The organism is Pseudomonas palleroniana (genome assembly GCF_003031675.1).
GTDB classification, from domain to species: domain Bacteria; phylum Pseudomonadota; class Gammaproteobacteria; order Pseudomonadales; family Pseudomonadaceae; genus Aquipseudomonas; species Aquipseudomonas palleroniana.
The window spans coordinates 1-16255 of the sequence record NZ_PYWX01000007.1 but is presented as its reverse complement, the minus strand read 5'-3'; the positions used below and the strand labels follow the sequence as shown (position 1 = coordinate 16255).

The 16255-nt window shown below is 61.4% G+C and carries 14 protein-coding genes; 6 read left to right on the top strand and 8 right to left on the bottom strand.

Going from position 1 to position 16255, the window contains the following annotated elements; all coding sequences use genetic code 11:
• Window positions 1-153: 153 nt before the first annotated feature.
• Complete coding sequence (gene gyrA / locus C9383_RS01925; protein ID WP_090366096.1) at window positions 154-2808, bottom strand: DNA gyrase subunit A; 2655 nt, start codon at window positions 2806-2808, stop codon at window positions 154-156.
• A 345-nt stretch (window positions 2809-3153) separates the two neighbouring features.
• The gene (gene mtnA / locus C9383_RS01920) at window positions 3154-4224 is read right to left on the bottom strand and encodes an S-methyl-5-thioribose-1-phosphate isomerase (protein ID WP_090366098.1); all 1071 of its coding nucleotides are present in this window, start codon (window positions 4222-4224) and stop codon (window positions 3154-3156) included.
• 109 nt (window positions 4225-4333) lie between these two features.
• Here mtnA and C9383_RS01915 point away from each other — a divergent pair, with 109 nt between their 5' ends.
• The 4 genes from C9383_RS01915 to C9383_RS01900 all read left to right on the top strand — a co-directional run bounded on the left by C9383_RS01915 (window position 4334) and on the right by C9383_RS01900 (window position 7901).
• A complete protein-coding gene (locus tag C9383_RS01915; protein ID WP_090366099.1) occupies window positions 4334-5665 on the top strand; it encodes a TRZ/ATZ family hydrolase in 1332 nt (443 codons plus the stop codon).
• Between the two features lie 64 nt (window positions 5666-5729).
• On the top strand, window positions 5730-6428 hold the full coding sequence (gene ubiG, locus C9383_RS01910; protein WP_060753204.1) for a bifunctional 2-polyprenyl-6-hydroxyphenol methylase/3-demethylubiquinol 3-O-methyltransferase UbiG: 699 nt from the start codon (window positions 5730-5732) through the stop codon (window positions 6426-6428).
• Between the two features lie 4 nt (window positions 6429-6432).
• Window positions 6433-7104, top strand: coding sequence for an N-acetylmuramic acid 6-phosphate phosphatase MupP (gene mupP, locus C9383_RS01905; RefSeq protein WP_060753203.1), 672 nt, complete (start codon window positions 6433-6435; stop codon window positions 7102-7104).
• 56 nt (window positions 7105-7160) lie between these two features.
• Window positions 7161-7901: a YciK family oxidoreductase gene (locus C9383_RS01900; RefSeq protein ID WP_060753202.1), complete on the top strand. Its 741-nt coding sequence runs from the start codon at window positions 7161-7163 to the stop codon at window positions 7899-7901.
• Window positions 7902-8046: 145 nt separating this feature from the next.
• Here C9383_RS01900 and C9383_RS01895 read toward each other — a convergent pair whose 3' ends face one another.
• Genes C9383_RS01895 through C9383_RS01870 form a run of 6 tightly spaced genes read right to left on the bottom strand, consistent with a single transcriptional unit; the run spans window position 8047 to window position 14206 of the window.
• The gene (locus C9383_RS01895; RefSeq protein WP_060753201.1) at window positions 8047-9561 is read right to left on the bottom strand and encodes an ABC transporter substrate-binding protein; all 1515 of its coding nucleotides are present in this window, start codon (window positions 9559-9561) and stop codon (window positions 8047-8049) included.
• Between the two features lie 16 nt (window positions 9562-9577).
• Window positions 9578-10564: an ABC transporter ATP-binding protein gene (locus C9383_RS01890; protein WP_060753200.1), complete on the bottom strand. Its 987-nt coding sequence runs from the start codon at window positions 10562-10564 to the stop codon at window positions 9578-9580.
• Window positions 10561-11517: an ABC transporter ATP-binding protein gene (locus tag C9383_RS01885; protein ID WP_090366101.1), complete on the bottom strand. Its 957-nt coding sequence runs from the start codon at window positions 11515-11517 to the stop codon at window positions 10561-10563. The genes C9383_RS01890 and C9383_RS01885 overlap by 4 nt, the downstream gene beginning before the upstream one ends.
• The gene (locus C9383_RS01880) at window positions 11514-12371 is read right to left on the bottom strand and encodes an ABC transporter permease (protein ID WP_090366102.1); all 858 of its coding nucleotides are present in this window, start codon (window positions 12369-12371) and stop codon (window positions 11514-11516) included. Before C9383_RS01880 ends, C9383_RS01885 begins: the two co-directional genes overlap by 4 nt.
• A complete protein-coding gene (locus C9383_RS01875; RefSeq protein WP_090366104.1) occupies window positions 12368-13315 on the bottom strand; it encodes an ABC transporter permease in 948 nt (315 codons plus the stop codon). The genes C9383_RS01880 and C9383_RS01875 overlap by 4 nt, the downstream gene beginning before the upstream one ends.
• Window positions 13316-13318: 3 nt before the next feature.
• The gene (locus C9383_RS01870) at window positions 13319-14206 is read right to left on the bottom strand and encodes a proline iminopeptidase-family hydrolase (protein WP_090366106.1); all 888 of its coding nucleotides are present in this window, start codon (window positions 14204-14206) and stop codon (window positions 13319-13321) included.
• A gap of 183 nt (window positions 14207-14389) precedes the next feature.
• On the opposite strand from C9383_RS01870, the gene C9383_RS01865 reads away from it, so the two are divergent.
• Both C9383_RS01865 and C9383_RS01860 read left to right on the top strand, forming a co-directional pair.
• Complete coding sequence (locus C9383_RS01865; protein ID WP_090366107.1) at window positions 14390-15154, top strand: LuxR family transcriptional regulator; 765 nt, start codon at window positions 14390-14392, stop codon at window positions 15152-15154.
• Between the two features lie 94 nt (window positions 15155-15248).
• Window positions 15249-16181 (top strand): proline iminopeptidase-family hydrolase, encoded by a 933-nt coding sequence (locus tag C9383_RS01860; protein WP_060753194.1) that lies wholly within the window; start codon window positions 15249-15251, stop codon window positions 16179-16181.
• Window positions 16182-16255: the final 74 nt, after the last annotated feature.

The following is a 16255-nucleotide window of genomic DNA, read 5'->3' as shown; positions in this document are numbered from 1 at the left end:
TCGCGAAAGCGATCCAACAGCCGACATCTGGAGTGAATGTCAGTCCGCCTTCGCGAGCAAGCCCGCTCCCACAAGGGATCTCCATGGTTGTCGATATTTCCATCCGGACAAACAACAAGGGGGCGAATCTTCATCCGCCCCCTGTATGTCCGCTTATTCCTGCGGTTCTTCGTCGTCTGCGGCAGCGTCGAGGGTTGGCTCGTCGACGTTGTCATCGCCGGTTGCGATCACTTCGCCATCAAACTCCTCGCCTTCCAGCTCTTCGCCTTCGACTTCCGACGGCTCCTGGACACGCTCCAGGCCGACCAGTTTCTCGTCCTTGGCCAGCTTGATCAGGGTCACGCCCTGAGTGTTACGGCCCAGGCTCGAGACTTCAGCCACACGGGTACGTACCAGGGTGCCCTGGTCGGAAATAAGCATGATCTCCTCACCATCGAGCACCTGGACCGCACCGACCAGACGGCCGTTACGCTCGTTGCAGACCATGGCGATCACGCCCTGGCCGCCACGCTTGTACTCAGGGAACTCGCTGATGGCCGTGCGCTTGCCATAACCACGCTCGGAGGCAGTGAGAATCTGGCTGCCTTCTTCCGGGATCAGCATCGAAATCAGCTTCTGCCCTTCCGGCAGGCGCATACCGCGCACACCGCGGGCGGTACGGCCCATGGCGCGAACGTCGGATTCCTTGAAACGCGTCACCTTGCCGCCGTCGGAGAACAGCATCACTTCACGCTCGCCATCGGTGATGGCTGCGGAGATCAGCACGTCGCCTTCATCCAGTTCCAGGGCGATCAGGCCCACGCTGCGCTGACGGCTGAAGGATTCCAGCGGGGTCTTCTTCACGGTGCCTTTGGCGGTCGCCATGAAGATGAAGTGACCTTCGGTGTATTCCTCGACCGGCAGCATGGTGGTGATGTACTCATCACTGTCCAGCGGCAGCAGGTTGACCAGTGGGCGACCACGGGCGGCGCGGGAAGCTTCCGGGATTTCGTAGGTTTTCAGCCAGTACACCTTGCCCTTGCTGGAGAACAGCAGCAGCGTGGTGTGGCTGTTGGCGACCAGCAGGTGAGCGATGTAGTCCTCATCTTTGACGCCGGTAGCCGATTTACCTTTACCACCACGACGCTGGGCCTGGTACGCAGCCAGAGGCTGGGTCTTGGCGTAGCCGCCGTGGGAGATGGTCACCACGCGCTCTTCTTCCGGGATCATGTCACCCAGGGTCAGGTCGAGGCGGGCATCGAGGATTTCGGTGCGGCGCACGTCGCCGTATTCGGCACGGATCACTTCCAGCTCTTCGCGGATCACTTCCATCAGGCGCACGGCGCTGCTGAGGATACGGATCAGTTCGCCGATCTGGTTGAGGATCTCCTGGTACTCGGCCAGCAGCTTCTCGTGCTCCAGGCCCGTCAGGCGGTGCAGGCGCAGTTCCAGGATGGCCTGGGCCTGTTCCGGCGACAGGAAGTACTTGCCTTCGCGCAGACCGTATTGCGGGTCCAGGGTCTCGGGACGGCAGGAGTCGGCACCGGCGCGCTCGACCATGGCCACCACGGCGCTGGATTCCCAAGGCGTGCTGACCAGCGCTTCCTTGGCTTCCGACGGCGTTGGCGAAGCCTTGATCAGCGCAATCACCGGGTCGATGTTCGACAGCGCAACCGCCTGGCCTTCCAGGATATGCCCGCGTTCACGGGCCTTGCGCAGCTCGAACACGGTACGACGGGTCACCACTTCGCGGCGGTGACGCACGAACGCTTCCAGCAGATCCTTGAGGTTCAGGATGCGCGGGCGACCATCGATCAGGGCCACGACGTTGATACCAAACACGCTTTGCAGCTGGGTCTGGGCGTAGAGGTTGTTGAGGATCACCTCAGGCACTTCGCCACGACGCAACTCGATCACCACGCGCATACCGTCCTTGTCGGACTCGTCGCGCAGCTCGGTGATACCTTCGAGCTTCTTCTCCTTGACCAGCTCGGCGATCTTCTCGATCAGACGCGCCTTGTTCAACTGGTACGGGAGCTCGGTAATGACGATCTGCTGACGGCCACCGACCTTGTCGATGTCTTCGATGATCGAGCGGGCGCGCATGTAAATACGGCCACGACCGGTACGGTAGGCTTCGATGATACCGGCGCGACCGTTGATGATCGCAGCAGTCGGGAAGTCCGGACCGGGGATGTATTGCATCAGCTCATCGACGGTCAGCTCAGGGTTGTCGATAAGGGCCAGGCAACCGTCGATGACTTCACCGAGGTTGTGCGGCGGGATGTTGGTGGCCATGCCCACGGCGATACCGCTGGAACCGTTGACCAGCAGGTTGGGGATCTTGGTCGGCATGACAGCCGGGATCATTTCGGTGCCGTCGTAGTTCGGCACCCAGTCCACGGTTTCTTTGTGCAGGTCGGCCAGCAGCTCGTGCGCCAGCTTGGTCATGCGCACTTCGGTGTATCGCATCGCCGCGGCGTTGTCGCCATCGACCGAACCGAAGTTACCCTGGCCGTCTACCAGCAGGTAGCGCAGGGAAAACGGCTGGGCCATCCGAACGATGGTGTCGTACACCGCAGTGTCGCCGTGAGGGTGATACTTACCGATCACGTCACCGACAACACGGGCAGATTTCTTGTACGGCTTGTTCCAGTCGTTACCCAGCTCGCTCATCGCGAACAGCACACGCCGGTGCACGGGCTTCAAGCCATCGCGCGCATCAGGCAGTGCCCGACCGACAATTACGCTCATCGCGTAGTCGAGGTAGGACTGTTTCAGCTCGTCTTCGATATTGACCGGGAGGATTTCTTTGGCCAGTTCGCCCATGAGAAGCCTGATTCCTTTTTCGGGTGAAACCTCGTCACATCCATATGGGACGAACGAAGCTCGCCGCTGCCGGCAGGGTGCCTGACAACGACTTACGACAAATCAACGAGTTATGACACGGATCTGCGCGTTATAGGCCACCCCTCGGGGTGGCCCTGGAAACCGCCGGATGTTATCACAATCGCCGCCACGCACCTATCCCCCTGATGCGCATGGAGCGTAGTAAGTTGACGGATGACAGGCTTGAGGGCGACGAGAGGGGCTCAGAGCTGAGTTGGGGTCAATTTTTGAGGGTAAATCCAAGGCTTTTATTGACTTCCAGGGCCAATCGGGGGCCATCCCTCGTCAATGCAGACGCTTGCGGCACATCAACTTCGCCAGCTTCGCCGCATCCGGCCGCTCGACGATGCCCTTTTCCGTCACGATCACATCGATCAGGTCCGCCGGCGTCACATCAAACACCGGATTGTACGTATCCACCTCTAACCACTGCCCGACGATGTCACGCAACTCGTCCGGATCACGCTCTTCCAGGGCGACATCCTCCCCCGTCGCCATCATCAGGTCGAGGGTGGAACTGGGGGCCACCACCATGAAGCGCACACCATGATGCATGGCGCATACCGCCAGCTGATAAGTGCCGATCTTGCCGATCACATCACCATTGGCGGCAATGCAGTCGGCACCGACGACGACCCAGGTCACGCCTTTGGTCTTGAGAATATGCGCGCCGGCGGAGTCGGCATTGACCGTCACCGGAACGCCCTCGCCCGCCAGTTCCCAGGCAGTCAGCCGCGACCCCTGCAGCCAGGGGCGGGTTTCGTTGGCGTAGACCTGCTCGACCAGCCCCTCCAGGAACGCCGCGCGAATCACCCCCAGCGCCGTGCCCACGCCGCCTGTCGACAAGGCACCGGCATTGCCATGAGTGAGGATCGCCTGGGCGTTGCCCTGGTGCCTGCGGATCCGTTCGACACCCAGTTGAGCCATGACCAGGTTGGCTTCCCGGTCGCTCTCATGAATCGCAATGGCCTCGGCCTCCAGCACCGCCAAAGGATCGGCAGGCTTTTTGAGGCGATCCAGGCGGTCACGCATACGCTGCAAGGCCCAGAACAAATTCGCCGCGGTGGGGCGCGAATCGGCTAACAGTGCGTAGTCCTCTTCCCACGCAGCCTGCCAGTCACCGCCCTCTGCGAGTCGAGAGCGGGCGGCCAGCACCAACCCATAGGCAGCGCTGATGCCGATCGCTGACGCGCCCCGTACCACCATTGAGCGAATGGCCTGGGCCACCTCATCGACCGTGGTACAGGTTACCCAGCTTTCCCGGGACGGCAGCGCACGCTGATCGAGCAGATGCAGCGCGCCATCACGCCAATCGATGGCCTTTACTTTCTCGGCAGCCAACAGTCGGTCGCGCATCCCTTACCCCGCACTCATGAACAAAAGCCGCCGATTATAGCGATCCGCCAGCCAGGACGCTCGGGTATACTTCGCCCTTCTTTTATAGTTGCCTGGGAAGAAGCCCGCGATGACCGCCACTGCCGCCCCCCTCGACTTACTGTTACTGCCAAGCTGGCTGGTACCCGTCGAACCCGCCGGCGTGGTGCTCAAGGCACATGGCCTGGGCATTCGCGACGGGCGAATCGCTTTTATCGGGCCTCGCGAAGCCGCCTTGAAACTCGCCAGCAAAGAGACGCGTGAACTGCCGGGCATGTTGCTCAGCCCTGGCCTGATCAACGCCCACGGCCATGCGGCCATGAGCCTGTTTCGCGGCATGGCCGACGACCTGCCGTTGATGACCTGGCTGGAAAAGCACATCTGGCCCGCCGAGGCCAAATGGGTCGACGAAGCCTTTGTCCGCGACGGCACAGACCTGGCCATTGCCGAGCAGCTCAAGGGGGGCATCACTTGCTTCTCCGACATGTACTTCTTTCCCAAGGTCGCCAGCGACTGCGTACACAACAGCGGGATGCGCGCGCAGATCGCCATTCCAATCCTCGACTTCCCGATTCCCGGCGCCGCCAGCGCCGATGAGGCGATTCGCCAGGGGATCGAGCTGTTCGGCGACCTCAAGCATCATCCGCGCATCAAGATCACCTTCGGCCCCCACGCTCCCTACACCGTGTGCGATGCGAACCTGGAAAAAATCCGCATAATCGCCGAAGAACTGGATGCTTCGATCCATATGCATGTGCACGAAACCGCCTCCGAAGTGCAGCAGGCCGTGGACCAGACCGGGGAACGCCCATTGGCGCGCCTGGGCCGCCTGGGCTTGCTGGGCCCACGCTTCCAGGCCGTTCATATGACGCAAATCAGCGAAGATGACCTGGCTTTGCTGGTAGAAAGCAACACCAGCATCATCCACTGCCCGGAATCGAACCTGAAATTGGCCAGCGGCTTCTGCCCGGTGGAACGTCTGTGGCAGGCCGGTATCAATGTAGCAATCGGCACCGACGGCGCCGCCAGCAATAATGACCTGGACCTGCTGGGTGAAACTCGCACTGCCGCCATGTTGGCCAAGGCGGTCGCCGGGTCTGCCACCGCCCTGGATGCCCATCGCGCGCTACGCATGGCCACCCTGAACGGCGCCCGGGCCATGGGCCTGGAGAGCGAAATTGGCTCGCTGGAAGTCGGCAAGGCCGCCGACATGGTGGCCTTCGATCTGTCCGGCCTGGCGCAACAACCGATCTACGACCCGGTCTCACAGCTTATATATGCCACCGGGCGCGATTGTGTGAAACACCTTTGGGTCGCCGGCAAGCAGTTGCTCGACGACCGGCGATTGACCCGCATGAACGAACCGGAACTGGTCGCCTCGGCGATCGAGTGGGGCCGGCGCATCAGCGGACGAAACGAATAACGTCGGTTTTGAACCCCTGCGTTCAAAGCCTGCAAACCGATTTATCAGTTTTAGAGGATTCACCATGAGCAACGTCGACCACGCCGAAATCGCCAAATTCGAAGCCCTGGCTCACCGCTGGTGGGACCGCGAAAGCGAATTCAAGCCCTTGCACGACATCAACCCGCTGCGGGTCAACTGGATTGACGAACGCGTCAACCTGGCCGGCAAGAAAGTATTGGACGTCGGTTGCGGCGGCGGCATCCTCAGCGAAGCGATGGCCGTGCGCGGCGCCACCGTAATGGGCATCGACATGGGCGAAGCCCCGCTGGCCGTGGCCCAACTGCACCAACTGGAATCCGGCGTCAGCGTGGAATATCGCCAGATCACCGCCGAAGCCCTGGCCGAAGAGATGCCGGAGCAATTCGACGTGGTCACCTGCCTGGAAATGCTGGAGCACGTGCCCGACCCGTCTTCCGTGATCCGCGCGTGCTTTCGCATGGTCAAGCCGGGCGGCCAGGTATTCTTCTCCACCATCAACCGCAACCCCAAGGCTTACCTGTTCGCGATCATCGGCGCCGAATACATCATGAAGCTGCTGCCACGCGGCACCCATGACTTCAAGAAATTCATCCGCCCCTCCGAACTGGGCGCCTGGAGCCGCCAGGCCGGGCTGACCGTCAAGGACATCATCGGCCTGACCTACAACCCGCTGACCAAGCACTACAAGCTGGCCAATGACGTTGACGTCAACTACATGATCCAGACCCTGCGCGAGGAGTAAGCCTGTGAAGTTGCGAGCAGTTCTCTTCGATATGGACGGCACCCTGCTGGACACGGCGCCGGACTTTATCGCCATCTGCCAGGCCATGCGCGCCGACCGTGGGCTGGCGCCGATCAATGACCAGCACATTCGCGATGAAATCTCCGGCGGTGCACGGGCAATGGTCGCCGTGACGTTCTCGATGGACCCGGAGTCGCCTGGTTTCGAAGAGCTGCGCCTGGAATTCCTCGAGCGCTACCTCAAGGGCTGCGCAATCCACAGCAAGCTGTTCGACGGCATGGGCGAGCTGCTGGATGACATCGAGAAATCCAAGCTGATCTGGGGTGTGGTCACCAACAAGCCGCTGCGCTTTGCCGAGCCGATCATGCAGCAGTTGGGCCTGGCCGAACGTTCGGCACTGCTGATTTGCCCGGACCACGTGAAGAACAGCAAGCCGGACCCGGAACCCTTGATTCTGGCGTGCAAGATGCTCGACCTGGACCCGGCCAGCGTGCTGTTCGTGGGCGATGACCTGCGCGACATCGAGTCCGGCCGCGACGCCGGCACCCGCACCGCAGCGGTCACATTCGGCTACATCCACCCGGACGATAACCCACGTCACTGGGGCGCCGATGTGGTAGTGGATCACCCGCTGGAACTGCGCAAGGTGCTGGATAACGCGCTGTGCAGTTGCTGATTGATGACTTGCTGAAGATCAATGTGGGAGCCAGTTAACTTTTGTCGAGGTTGTTTATGTTTGATTACTCTGCACGACCGGACCTGCTCAAAGGCCGGGTCATCCTGGTAACCGGCGCCGGTCGTGGGATCGGCGCGGCGGCGGCGAAAACCTATGCCGCCCATGGCGCCACCGTGCTGCTGCTGGGCAAGACCGAGGCCAACCTGGCCCAGGTGTATGACGAAATCGAAGCCGCAGGCCAGCCTCAGCCGGTGGTGATTCCGTTCAACCTGGAGACCGCCCTGCCCCATCAATACGATGAACTGGCGGCCATGATCGAAAAGGAATTCGGCCACCTAGACGGCCTGCTGCACAACGCTTCGATCATCGGCCCACGCACGCCGATCGAGCAGTTGTCCGGCGAGAACTTCATGCGGGTGATGCACGTGAACGTCAATGCGATGTTCATGCTGACCAGTACCCTGCTGCCGCTGCTCAAGCTGTCCCAGGATGCCTCGGTGGTGTTCACCTCCAGCAGTGTCGGGCGCAAGGGGCGGGCGTATTGGGGCGCTTATGGCGTGTCGAAATTCGCCACTGAAGGTTTGATGCAAACCCTGGCCGATGAGTTGGAAGACATCGCTGCGGTCCGCGCCAACAGCATCAACCCCGGCGGCACACGCACGAGCATGCGGGCCCAGGCGTACCCGGGGGAGAACCCAATGGAACGGCCTGCACCGGAAGAGATCATGCCGGTGTACCTGTACCTGATGGGGCCGGACAGTGCCGGCATCAATGGCCAGGCGTTCGATGCGCAGTAACTGAAACGCCGGGAAAGCAAAATGTGGGAGGGGCGGTGCGACGATTCGACTTGCTCCCGATAGCAGTGTGTCAGTCAGCTATTTCTTTGCTGACCCACCGCCATCGGGAGCAAGCCCCCTCCCACATTTTTTATTGCGGTGCTCTTTAGTTTTTCACCACTTCTTCTAGGGTGAAGCGGCCCAACGGGTTTTGCAGGAAGTTGCTCACATTCTTGCGTGAGATGTTGATATACGGGCTGTAGTACAGGTCGATCCAGTTGACGTCCTGTTTCGCCAACTTCTGCAGTTCGACATACATCTGCTCACGCTTGGCCGGGTCCGCCTCGATACGTGCCGCAGCCACCAGGTCCTTGACCTTGTCGTTCTTGTAGCGGGTCATGTAGTTCTGGTTGGTGTCGTGGCCCAGGACGAAGGTGGTTTTCTGGTCCGGGTCGAGAATGTCGTTGGTCCAGTACATCACCGAGATATCGTAGTCACCGTCCACCAGCATCTGCCAGCTCTGGGTCGGGTCGACCTTTTGCAGGTTGGCGGTCACGCCGACCTTGGCCAGTTGGTCCTTGATGATCACCGCGATCTGCTCATCGGCTTCGTTGCCGGCATTGACCACGTAGTTGAGCTTCAAGTCCTTGGCGCCGGCCTGCTCCAACAGCTTCTTGGCCGCCGTCGGGTCGTACGGGCGCTGCAGGTTGTTGGCGTAGTGGTACAGCGAGCCTTTCGGGATGTAGGAATAGGCCACGGTGCCTTGACCGTAAGTAGCGGTCTTGACCAACGATTGCTTATCGATGGCCATGTCCAGCGCCTCGCGCACTTCCTGCTTGGCCAGCAGGCCGTGGGCGTGGTTGATCAGCAGGTGGTCTTCACGGGTAGACGGGTCGGAGTGGATCACGACGTTCGGGTCTTTTTTCAGCTCTTCCACCCGCGAAAACGGCACGAAGATCGCGGTGTCCAGTTCATTGTTCTGCACCATGCGCATACGGGTGTTGTCATCGGTCACGGACACCCATTCCACGCCATCCAGGCTGACGCTCTTGGCTTGCCAGAAGTTCGGGTTTTTCTTCAGGATCACCCGATCGCCCTTGCGCCACTCATCCACGGTAAACGCGCCCGAGGTCACCGGTTTTTCCGAGTAGGCGTCTTCGCCCATCTGGGTCATGGCCTTTTCCGACAGGATCGAGACGGTCGGCGACGCCAGTTGCGAGAGGAAAGCCACGGCCGGTGTTTTCAGGGTCACCACCAGGGTCTTGGCGTCCGTCGCCTTGGCGGTATTGATCAGGCTGAACGGGTCGCTCCACAGCGAGGCTTTGTTGTCGCGGATACGCAACAGGCTGAACGCGGCATCGTCGGCGGTGATTGACGAGCCATCGGAGAACTTCGCATCACGCAGCTTGAACGTATAGGTCAGGCCGTCCTTGGAAATGTCCCAGCTTTCGGCCAGCCCCGGTTCCATCTTGGTGCCCAGGTTATCCACCCGCACCAGGGTGTCGTAGACGTTGGCGAATACCCAGGTGTCGCGGTTTTGCGCGCTTTTGATCGGGTCGAACGTGGTGCTGTCTTCACGGCAGCCAATGGTCAGCACGCCAGCGGCGTGTGCCAACCCGGCTGTCAGGGACCACGCGGTGAGCGTAGCGGCGGCGAGCAACTTCAAGTGACGGGATTGCATGTCCATAACTCCTTGTTCATGAATGGCAGGAAAGGTTCAAGGGCTGTTCAAGCACGCAACTGTACCGATGCTCGTGCAGGAAATGGGTCGGCGGCAACACCACGGAACACTCCGTCCGGGCATGGCGGCAACGCGGATGAAAGGCGCAACCGGCCGGTAAATTCAACGGGCTGGGCGGCTCACCCGGCAGAAGCTGCGCAGGCAATGGCCGATGCGGGTCGATCTCGGGAATCGCCTCGATCAATGCCGCGGTATACGGATGGCGCGGCGCGCTGAACACCGCTTCCACCGGCCCTTCTTCGACGATCTTGCCCAGGTACATCACCGCCACGCGGTCGCACAGGCGCCGCACGATGGCCAAGTCATGGGCGATAAACAGGATCGCCAGGTTCATGCGCTGCTGCAGTTCCAGCAACAGGTTGATGATCTGGCCCTGGATCGAGACATCCAATGCCGCCACGCACTCATCGGCGATGATCAAGCGCGGCTCCACCGCCAGGGCGCGGGCGATACCGACGCGCTGGCACTGGCCGCCGCTGAGGGAGCCGGGCTTGCGGCTGGCCAGCTCGGGGCGCAGGCCGACCAGATCGAGCAGCTCATCAACGCGGCGTGGAATCCCCGCCGGTGCGACTTTGCGCTGTACCCGCAGCACTTCGGCAAGGGTTTCGCCCACCGTGTGGCGGGGGTTCAGCGCGGCGTACGGGTCCTGGAAGATCATCGCGGTTTCATGGCGCAAGCGCGCAATGTCAATGGCGCTGCCGTGGGCCATGTCGATGCCATCGAACAACACCTGGCCGGCACTGATCGGGTTGAGGTGCAGGATCGCGCGCCCCAGGGTGCTTTTTCCGCTGCCGGATTCGCCCACCAAACCGAGGGTCTCGCCGGCGGCCAGGTTCAGCGAAACCCCGTTGACCGCCCTCACCCACTGCCGGTTCAGGCCGAACAACCCCGTACCGGATGCGGCAAAGCGCACCTCAAGATCCTTGATCTGCAACAGGCTCACGGACGGCCTCCCAACGGATAGTGACACGCCACTTGCGCGCCTTCGGGCAGCCGCTCGAAGCACAACGCGCCCACCTGCGGGCAACGCGGGTTGAAGCGACAACCGTCCGGCAATGCATCCAGCAAAGGCGGCTGGCCGGGGATGGTGCGCAGCAAGGCGTGGCCGCTGCTGTGGGCCGGCTGGCAATCGATCAGGCCGGCGGTATAAGGGTGCTGCGGACGGGCCAGCAAGTCGTATTTGCTGCCGTGCTCGCACAGGCGCCCGGCATACATCACCGCAATGGAGTCACAGGTCTGCGCCACCACGCCCAGGTCATGGGTGATCATGATGATCGACAGGCCACGCTGGTCGCGCAGGTCCAGCAACAAGCGCAGGATTTGCGCCTGCACCGTCACATCCAGAGCGGTGGTCGGCTCATCGGCAATCAGTACTTTCGGGTTGCAGCCCAACGCCACGGCGATCATCGCGCGCTGGCGCATGCCGCCGGAAAACTCGTGAGGATAGTTGTCGACCCGCGCCTGGGGATCGGGAATGCCCACCTGACGCAGCACTTCGATCGCCTGCCGGCGGGCGTCTTTTTTCGATGCGCCTTGATGCAAGCGGATGCCTTCGCCGATCTGCTCGCCGATACGCATCAAGGGGTCAAGGTGGCTGCTGGGGTTCTGGAAGATCATGCCCAACTGGCCACCCCGTACGGCACGCATCCCGGCGTCGTCCAATGACAACAAGTCCTGCCCGGCCAAGCGCACGCTACCGCCTTGCACACGCAGGCTGGGCGACGGCAGCAACCGCATCAGCCCGCGACACGTCAGGGTCTTGCCGGAACCGCTCTCACCCACCAGGCCGAGGACTTCGCCTTCAGCCAGGCCGAAAGACACGCGATCAACCAGCGTGACATCCCGCCCGGCGTTATGCGCGATCACGCTGAGATCCTTGACCTGCAACAGGCTCATGAGCGATCCCCCAACACTTGCGCCACGCCATCGGCCAACAGGCTGAAGCCCATGGCCAGCGTCACAATGGCCAACCCCGGAAAGGTGCAGATCCACCACGCGGTGGTGATAAACGCTTGCCCTTCGGCCACCATCGTCCCCCACTCAGCCGTCGGCGGCTGCACGCCCAGGCCCAGGTAACTCACTGCGGCACCGTTGAGCAGCACCAGCACTGCGTCAGACATGGAAAACACGATCGAACCGAACATTGCGTTGGGCAGCAGGTGCCTGAACAGGATGCGCCCATGGCCGAAGCCCAGGCTCTTGGCGGCCAAGGCAAAGTCGCTTTCCTTGAGTACCAGGATCTGCGAGCGGATCAGCCGCGCATACGACACCCAGCCCACCAGCGCCATGGCGATATAAAAACTCTTCAGGCCCGGGCCGAGGATGGCCATGATCGCCAGCATCAACACCAGGAACGGGAATGCCAGGATCACGTCGATCACGCGCATGCAAAAGCTGTCGAAGCGCCCGCCGATATAGCCGGAAACCGCGCCGATGAATGTGCCGATCATGAATGGGAAAATTACCCCGACGATGGCCAGTTGCAGGTCGATGCGCGCGCCCCAGATCACCCGTGAAAGGATGTCTCGGCCATAGTTGTCCGTGCCGAACGGATGGGCCAGGCTCGGCGCCAGCAAACTGAGGTCAGTGTGCTGCGCAATCGGGTCATACGGCGCAATCCAGGGTGCGCATAGTGCCAGGGCAAACCAGCCGAACAGTATCAGCAGGCCCCACGCCGCGGTCAGCCGACCATTGCGAAAACCAAAACGCAGGCGCACGCGCCACGGAGCGATCAGTGGGCGACTGCTCATTGCATCTTCACTCGCGGGTCGAGGGCCACCGTCACCACATCGGCAAGGAAGTTGACCACCACCGTCGCACAGGCCAGCACCATGGCCACGCCCTGCACCACCATGTAATCGCGGGTAAAGATCCCGCGCACCAACAATTGGCCAATGCCCGGAATCGCAAACAGGCTCTCGATCACCACCGTGCCGCTGATCAGCCAGCCGATGTTGACGGCCAGCAGGTTGACCGCCGGCACCAGCGAATTGGGCAGCACATGCCGGCGAAATACGGCCGCCTCCGACAGTCCACGCGCGCGTGCAGCGGTGACGTGATCGGCCTGCAGCTCCATCAACATGCTCGCCCGCAGGTTGCGTACCAGCACCGCCGACAGCGCCAGTGCGATGGTCAGGCATGGCAGCAGCATATGGTGAGCCTTATCCAGCCAAGTCCGCCCATAGCCGGACACCGGGAACAAGCCCCACTGCACACTCAACAACAGGATCAACATCAAGCCCAGCCAGAATGCCGGCATGCCCAGGCCGACCGTCGTGAACACGCGGATCAGGTTGTCCACCCACCCGCCTTTATTGCGTGCCGCCAGCGTCGCCAGCGGCAGCGCAATCAGCAGCGCCAGCACCACGCTGCCCAGTACCAACACCAAGGTCGGTTCGATGCGGGTGACGATCAGCTTCAGGGCATCGACCTTGTACAACAACGACTGGCCGAGATCGCCCTTGAGCAGGTTCTTGAGGAAGTAGAAATATTGCAGCCACAGAGGCTGATCAAGACCGTACTGGGCGCGAATTTTCAGCAGCGCATCCGGCGTGCTGCGCGAGCCGAGCAAGGCCCGCGCCGGGTCGCCGGGAATGGAACGCACCAGCACGAAGGTGATCAGGCTGATGCCGAACAACACCGGCAGCAATTGCAGCGGCCGGGAGAGCACAAAGCGATAGCGCGCCAGGTTCATCCGTCAGCCTCGGTGGCGAGCGAGGAAGTCCAGCAACACCGGGAAGTACGCCTGGGGCTCCTCATAAAACGGCATATGGCTGCTGTTGGGAAAAACGTGCAACTCGGCGTGCCTGGCGGCTTGCTTCATGCGCATCGCGCAGGCCGGGGTCAGCTCGTCATGTTGGCCGGTGGTGATCAATATCGGCATCTTGAACCCGGCCATCTCGGGGATGCGGTTCCAGTCCTTGAGATTGCCGATATACAGGAACTCGTTGGGGCCTTGCATGGTTTCGTACGGGCCCATGTTCCAGTCGCCGAGGGAGCGCTTGACCGGCTCGGGCCATTCGTCCAGGCGGCACACGTGGCGGTAGTTGAGCAAGGTGATTGCCGCCTGGTACTGCGGGTGCTCGAGGGTGCCCATGGCTTCGTGGCGCTGCATCATGGCCACGGTTTCGCTGCCCAGGGCACCGCGCAGGCGGTCAAGCTCCAGGGACAGGTGCGGGATGTCGCCGACGGTGTTTTCCAGGATCAGGCTTTTCAGCGCATCGGGGTAGTGAATGGCGTATTCGATGCCCAGCCAGCCGCCCCAGGAATGCCCCAGCAAGTGCACACGGCCCAGGCCCAGGGTTTGGCGCACGGTTTCGACTTCTTCCACATAACGGCGGATTTCCCACAGGGAAACATCGGTCGGTCTGGCTGATGCGCCCGTGCCAAGCTGGTCGAATGCAACCACTCGCAGGTTATGGTCCTTGAGCCAGCCATGGGCGTCGCGCAAGTAATCACACGGCAAGCCGGGACCGCCGTTGAGACACAAGAGCACCTCATCGCCGTCCCCAAAGCTGTAGGCCACGAGGTTATGGCCATCGACTTGCACGTTGTACTGCTGGTCGGGGGCAATTTCACGCCACATGCATACATTCCTTGTGTTGTATCGGCCTGGCGGGTAGCGGCCGCTGATCAGGCCAACACTACCGAGGATGCCACGCGGCCATAACCTGGTATTTCTTATAGGTTTGGCCTGGCAGTCCTTCGCCGGGGCGTGGCATTCTACTTGCAGCAAGTCGAGATTCAAATGAATTCGGGAGCAGAACGGATGCTGGCCAAGCTGACCGCCTTCAATAATCGCCTCATGCCGGGCAGGAGCCTGGATGAACAGATGGACAACACTTTCATCCTCGCCCAACAATTGGGCTTCGATGCACTGGTGTATGACTACACCCCGGTGCCCATCGACCTCAATGGCACGCTCATCACCCCCTCGGTGCTGCAACTGCGCAACACGCCCAGCGACTGGCAGGCCTTGTGGTGCAGCGAAGGGTTTTACCAGATTGACCCGGTGCAGCATCTGGCACTGAGCACGGTGTCGCCGTTTGTCTGGTCCTACGAGGCAAAAGCCGAGACCGCCTTGCAGAAAATCATCGACCCCTGCCACGCGCCGGTATCGTCCTACCTGCATGAACAGCAACTGACCTGCGGGGTCAGCGTGCCTATCCATTTGCCCCGTGGCGGTTTTGCCTCCCTGACCGGCCTGCGCACCGGAAAGGCGCACACGGTGCTGAAGGATGCCCAGCAAACCCTGACGGATTTCAGCCTGATTACCCATGCCCTGCAGGAAGCGGCCTACCCGCTGTTCAGCAAGGAGCTACGCACCTACCCGCACATCCATTTGACCAAGCGTGAACGCGAGTGCCTGAAATGGGCCGCCGACGGCTTGACCGCCGCCGAAATCGCCAAGCAACTGAGCCGCTCATTGGCGGTGGTCACCCTGCACCTGACTTCAGCCATGCACAAATTGGGGGCCAAGAACCGTGTGCAGGCGGTGGTACGTGCCACCCATTACCGCCTGCTCGAAGATTGAGCCGCCGGCAAAAACCTATCTGTTTTGCTAGTTACCTAAATTTTGCGTGCAGACTATCGTGTCCCTGATCCTTTTTTTCACAGCAGGGTACGAAATGGAATTCATCGACAAAGTCCGCGAAGGCTATGCAACCTTTGGCGCCTACCAAACCTGGTACCGCGTCACCGGCGACCTGAGCAGCGGCCGCACTCCCTTGGTGGTCATCCATGGCGGCCCTGGTTGCACCCATGACTATGTCGACGCCTTCAAGGACGTCGCCGCCAGCGGCCACGCGGTCATTCACTACGACCAACTGGGCAATGGCCGCTCCACCCACTTGCCCGACAAAGACCCGTCGTTCTGGACCATCAGCCTGTTCCTCGAAGAACTGAACAACCTGCTGGACCACCTGCAAATCAGCGACAACTACGCGATTCTCGGCCAATCCTGGGGCGGTATGCTCGGCAGCGAACACGCGATCTTGCAACCCAAGGGCCTGCGTGCCTTTATCCCGGCCAACTCGCCGACCTGCATGCGTACCTGGGTCAGCGAGGCCAACCGCCTGCGCAAATTGTTGCCGGAAGGCGTGCATGAAACCCTGCTCAAGCATGAACAGGCCGGCAGCTACCAGGACCCGGAATACGTAGCCGCTTCACGGATTTTCTATGACCAGCACGTATGCCGCGTCAACCCATGGCCGGAAGAAGTGGCGCGTACCTTCGCCCAGGTCGATTCAGACCCGACGGTGTACCACGCCATGAGCGGCCCGACCGAGTTTCACGTCATCGGCAGCTTGAAAGACTGGAACGTGATCGGCCGCCTGTCGGCGATCAACGTACCGACGCTGGTGATCTCCGGTCGGCACGACGAGGCCACGCCGCTGGTGGTCAAGCCGTTCCTGGATGAAATCGCGGACGTGCGCTGGGCACTGTTCGAAGATTCCAGCCACATGCCCCATGTGGAAGAACGCCAGGCGTGCATGGGGACCGTGGTGAAGTTCCTGGATGAGGCGTGTTCGGTGCCGCACAACGTACTGAAAGCCAGTTGAGATCCAAATGTGGGAGCGGGCTTGCTCGCGAATGCGGTGGGCCAGTTACACATGTGCTGACTGACACTCCGCAT

Coding starts and splice junctions, on each gene's coding strand:
- C9383_RS01880 (WP_090366102.1), bottom strand. CDS start 12,371: ATGAGCAGTCGCCCACTGATCGCTCCGTGGCGCGTGCGCCTGCGTTTT.
- C9383_RS01865 (WP_090366107.1), top strand. CDS start 14,390: ATGCTGGCCAAGCTGACCGCCTTCAATAATCGCCTCATGCCGGGCAGG.
- C9383_RS01870 (WP_090366106.1), bottom strand. CDS start 14,206: ATGTGGCGTGAAATTGCCCCCGACCAGCAGTACAACGTGCAAGTCGAT.
- C9383_RS01885 (WP_090366101.1), bottom strand. CDS start 11,517: ATGAGCCTGTTGCAGGTCAAGGATCTCAGCGTGATCGCGCATAACGCC.
- mtnA (WP_090366098.1), bottom strand. CDS start 4,224: ATGCGCGACCGACTGTTGGCTGCCGAGAAAGTAAAGGCCATCGATTGG.
- C9383_RS01895 (WP_060753201.1), bottom strand. CDS start 9,561: ATGCAATCCCGTCACTTGAAGTTGCTCGCCGCCGCTACGCTCACCGCG.
- ubiG (WP_060753204.1), top strand. CDS start 5,730: ATGAGCAACGTCGACCACGCCGAAATCGCCAAATTCGAAGCCCTGGCT.
- C9383_RS01900 (WP_060753202.1), top strand. CDS start 7,161: ATGTTTGATTACTCTGCACGACCGGACCTGCTCAAAGGCCGGGTCATC.
- C9383_RS01860 (WP_060753194.1), top strand. CDS start 15,249: ATGGAATTCATCGACAAAGTCCGCGAAGGCTATGCAACCTTTGGCGCC.
- gyrA (WP_090366096.1), bottom strand. CDS start 2,808: ATGGGCGAACTGGCCAAAGAAATCCTCCCGGTCAATATCGAAGACGAG.
- C9383_RS01915 (WP_090366099.1), top strand. CDS start 4,334: ATGACCGCCACTGCCGCCCCCCTCGACTTACTGTTACTGCCAAGCTGG.
- C9383_RS01875 (WP_090366104.1), bottom strand. CDS start 13,315: ATGAACCTGGCGCGCTATCGCTTTGTGCTCTCCCGGCCGCTGCAATTG.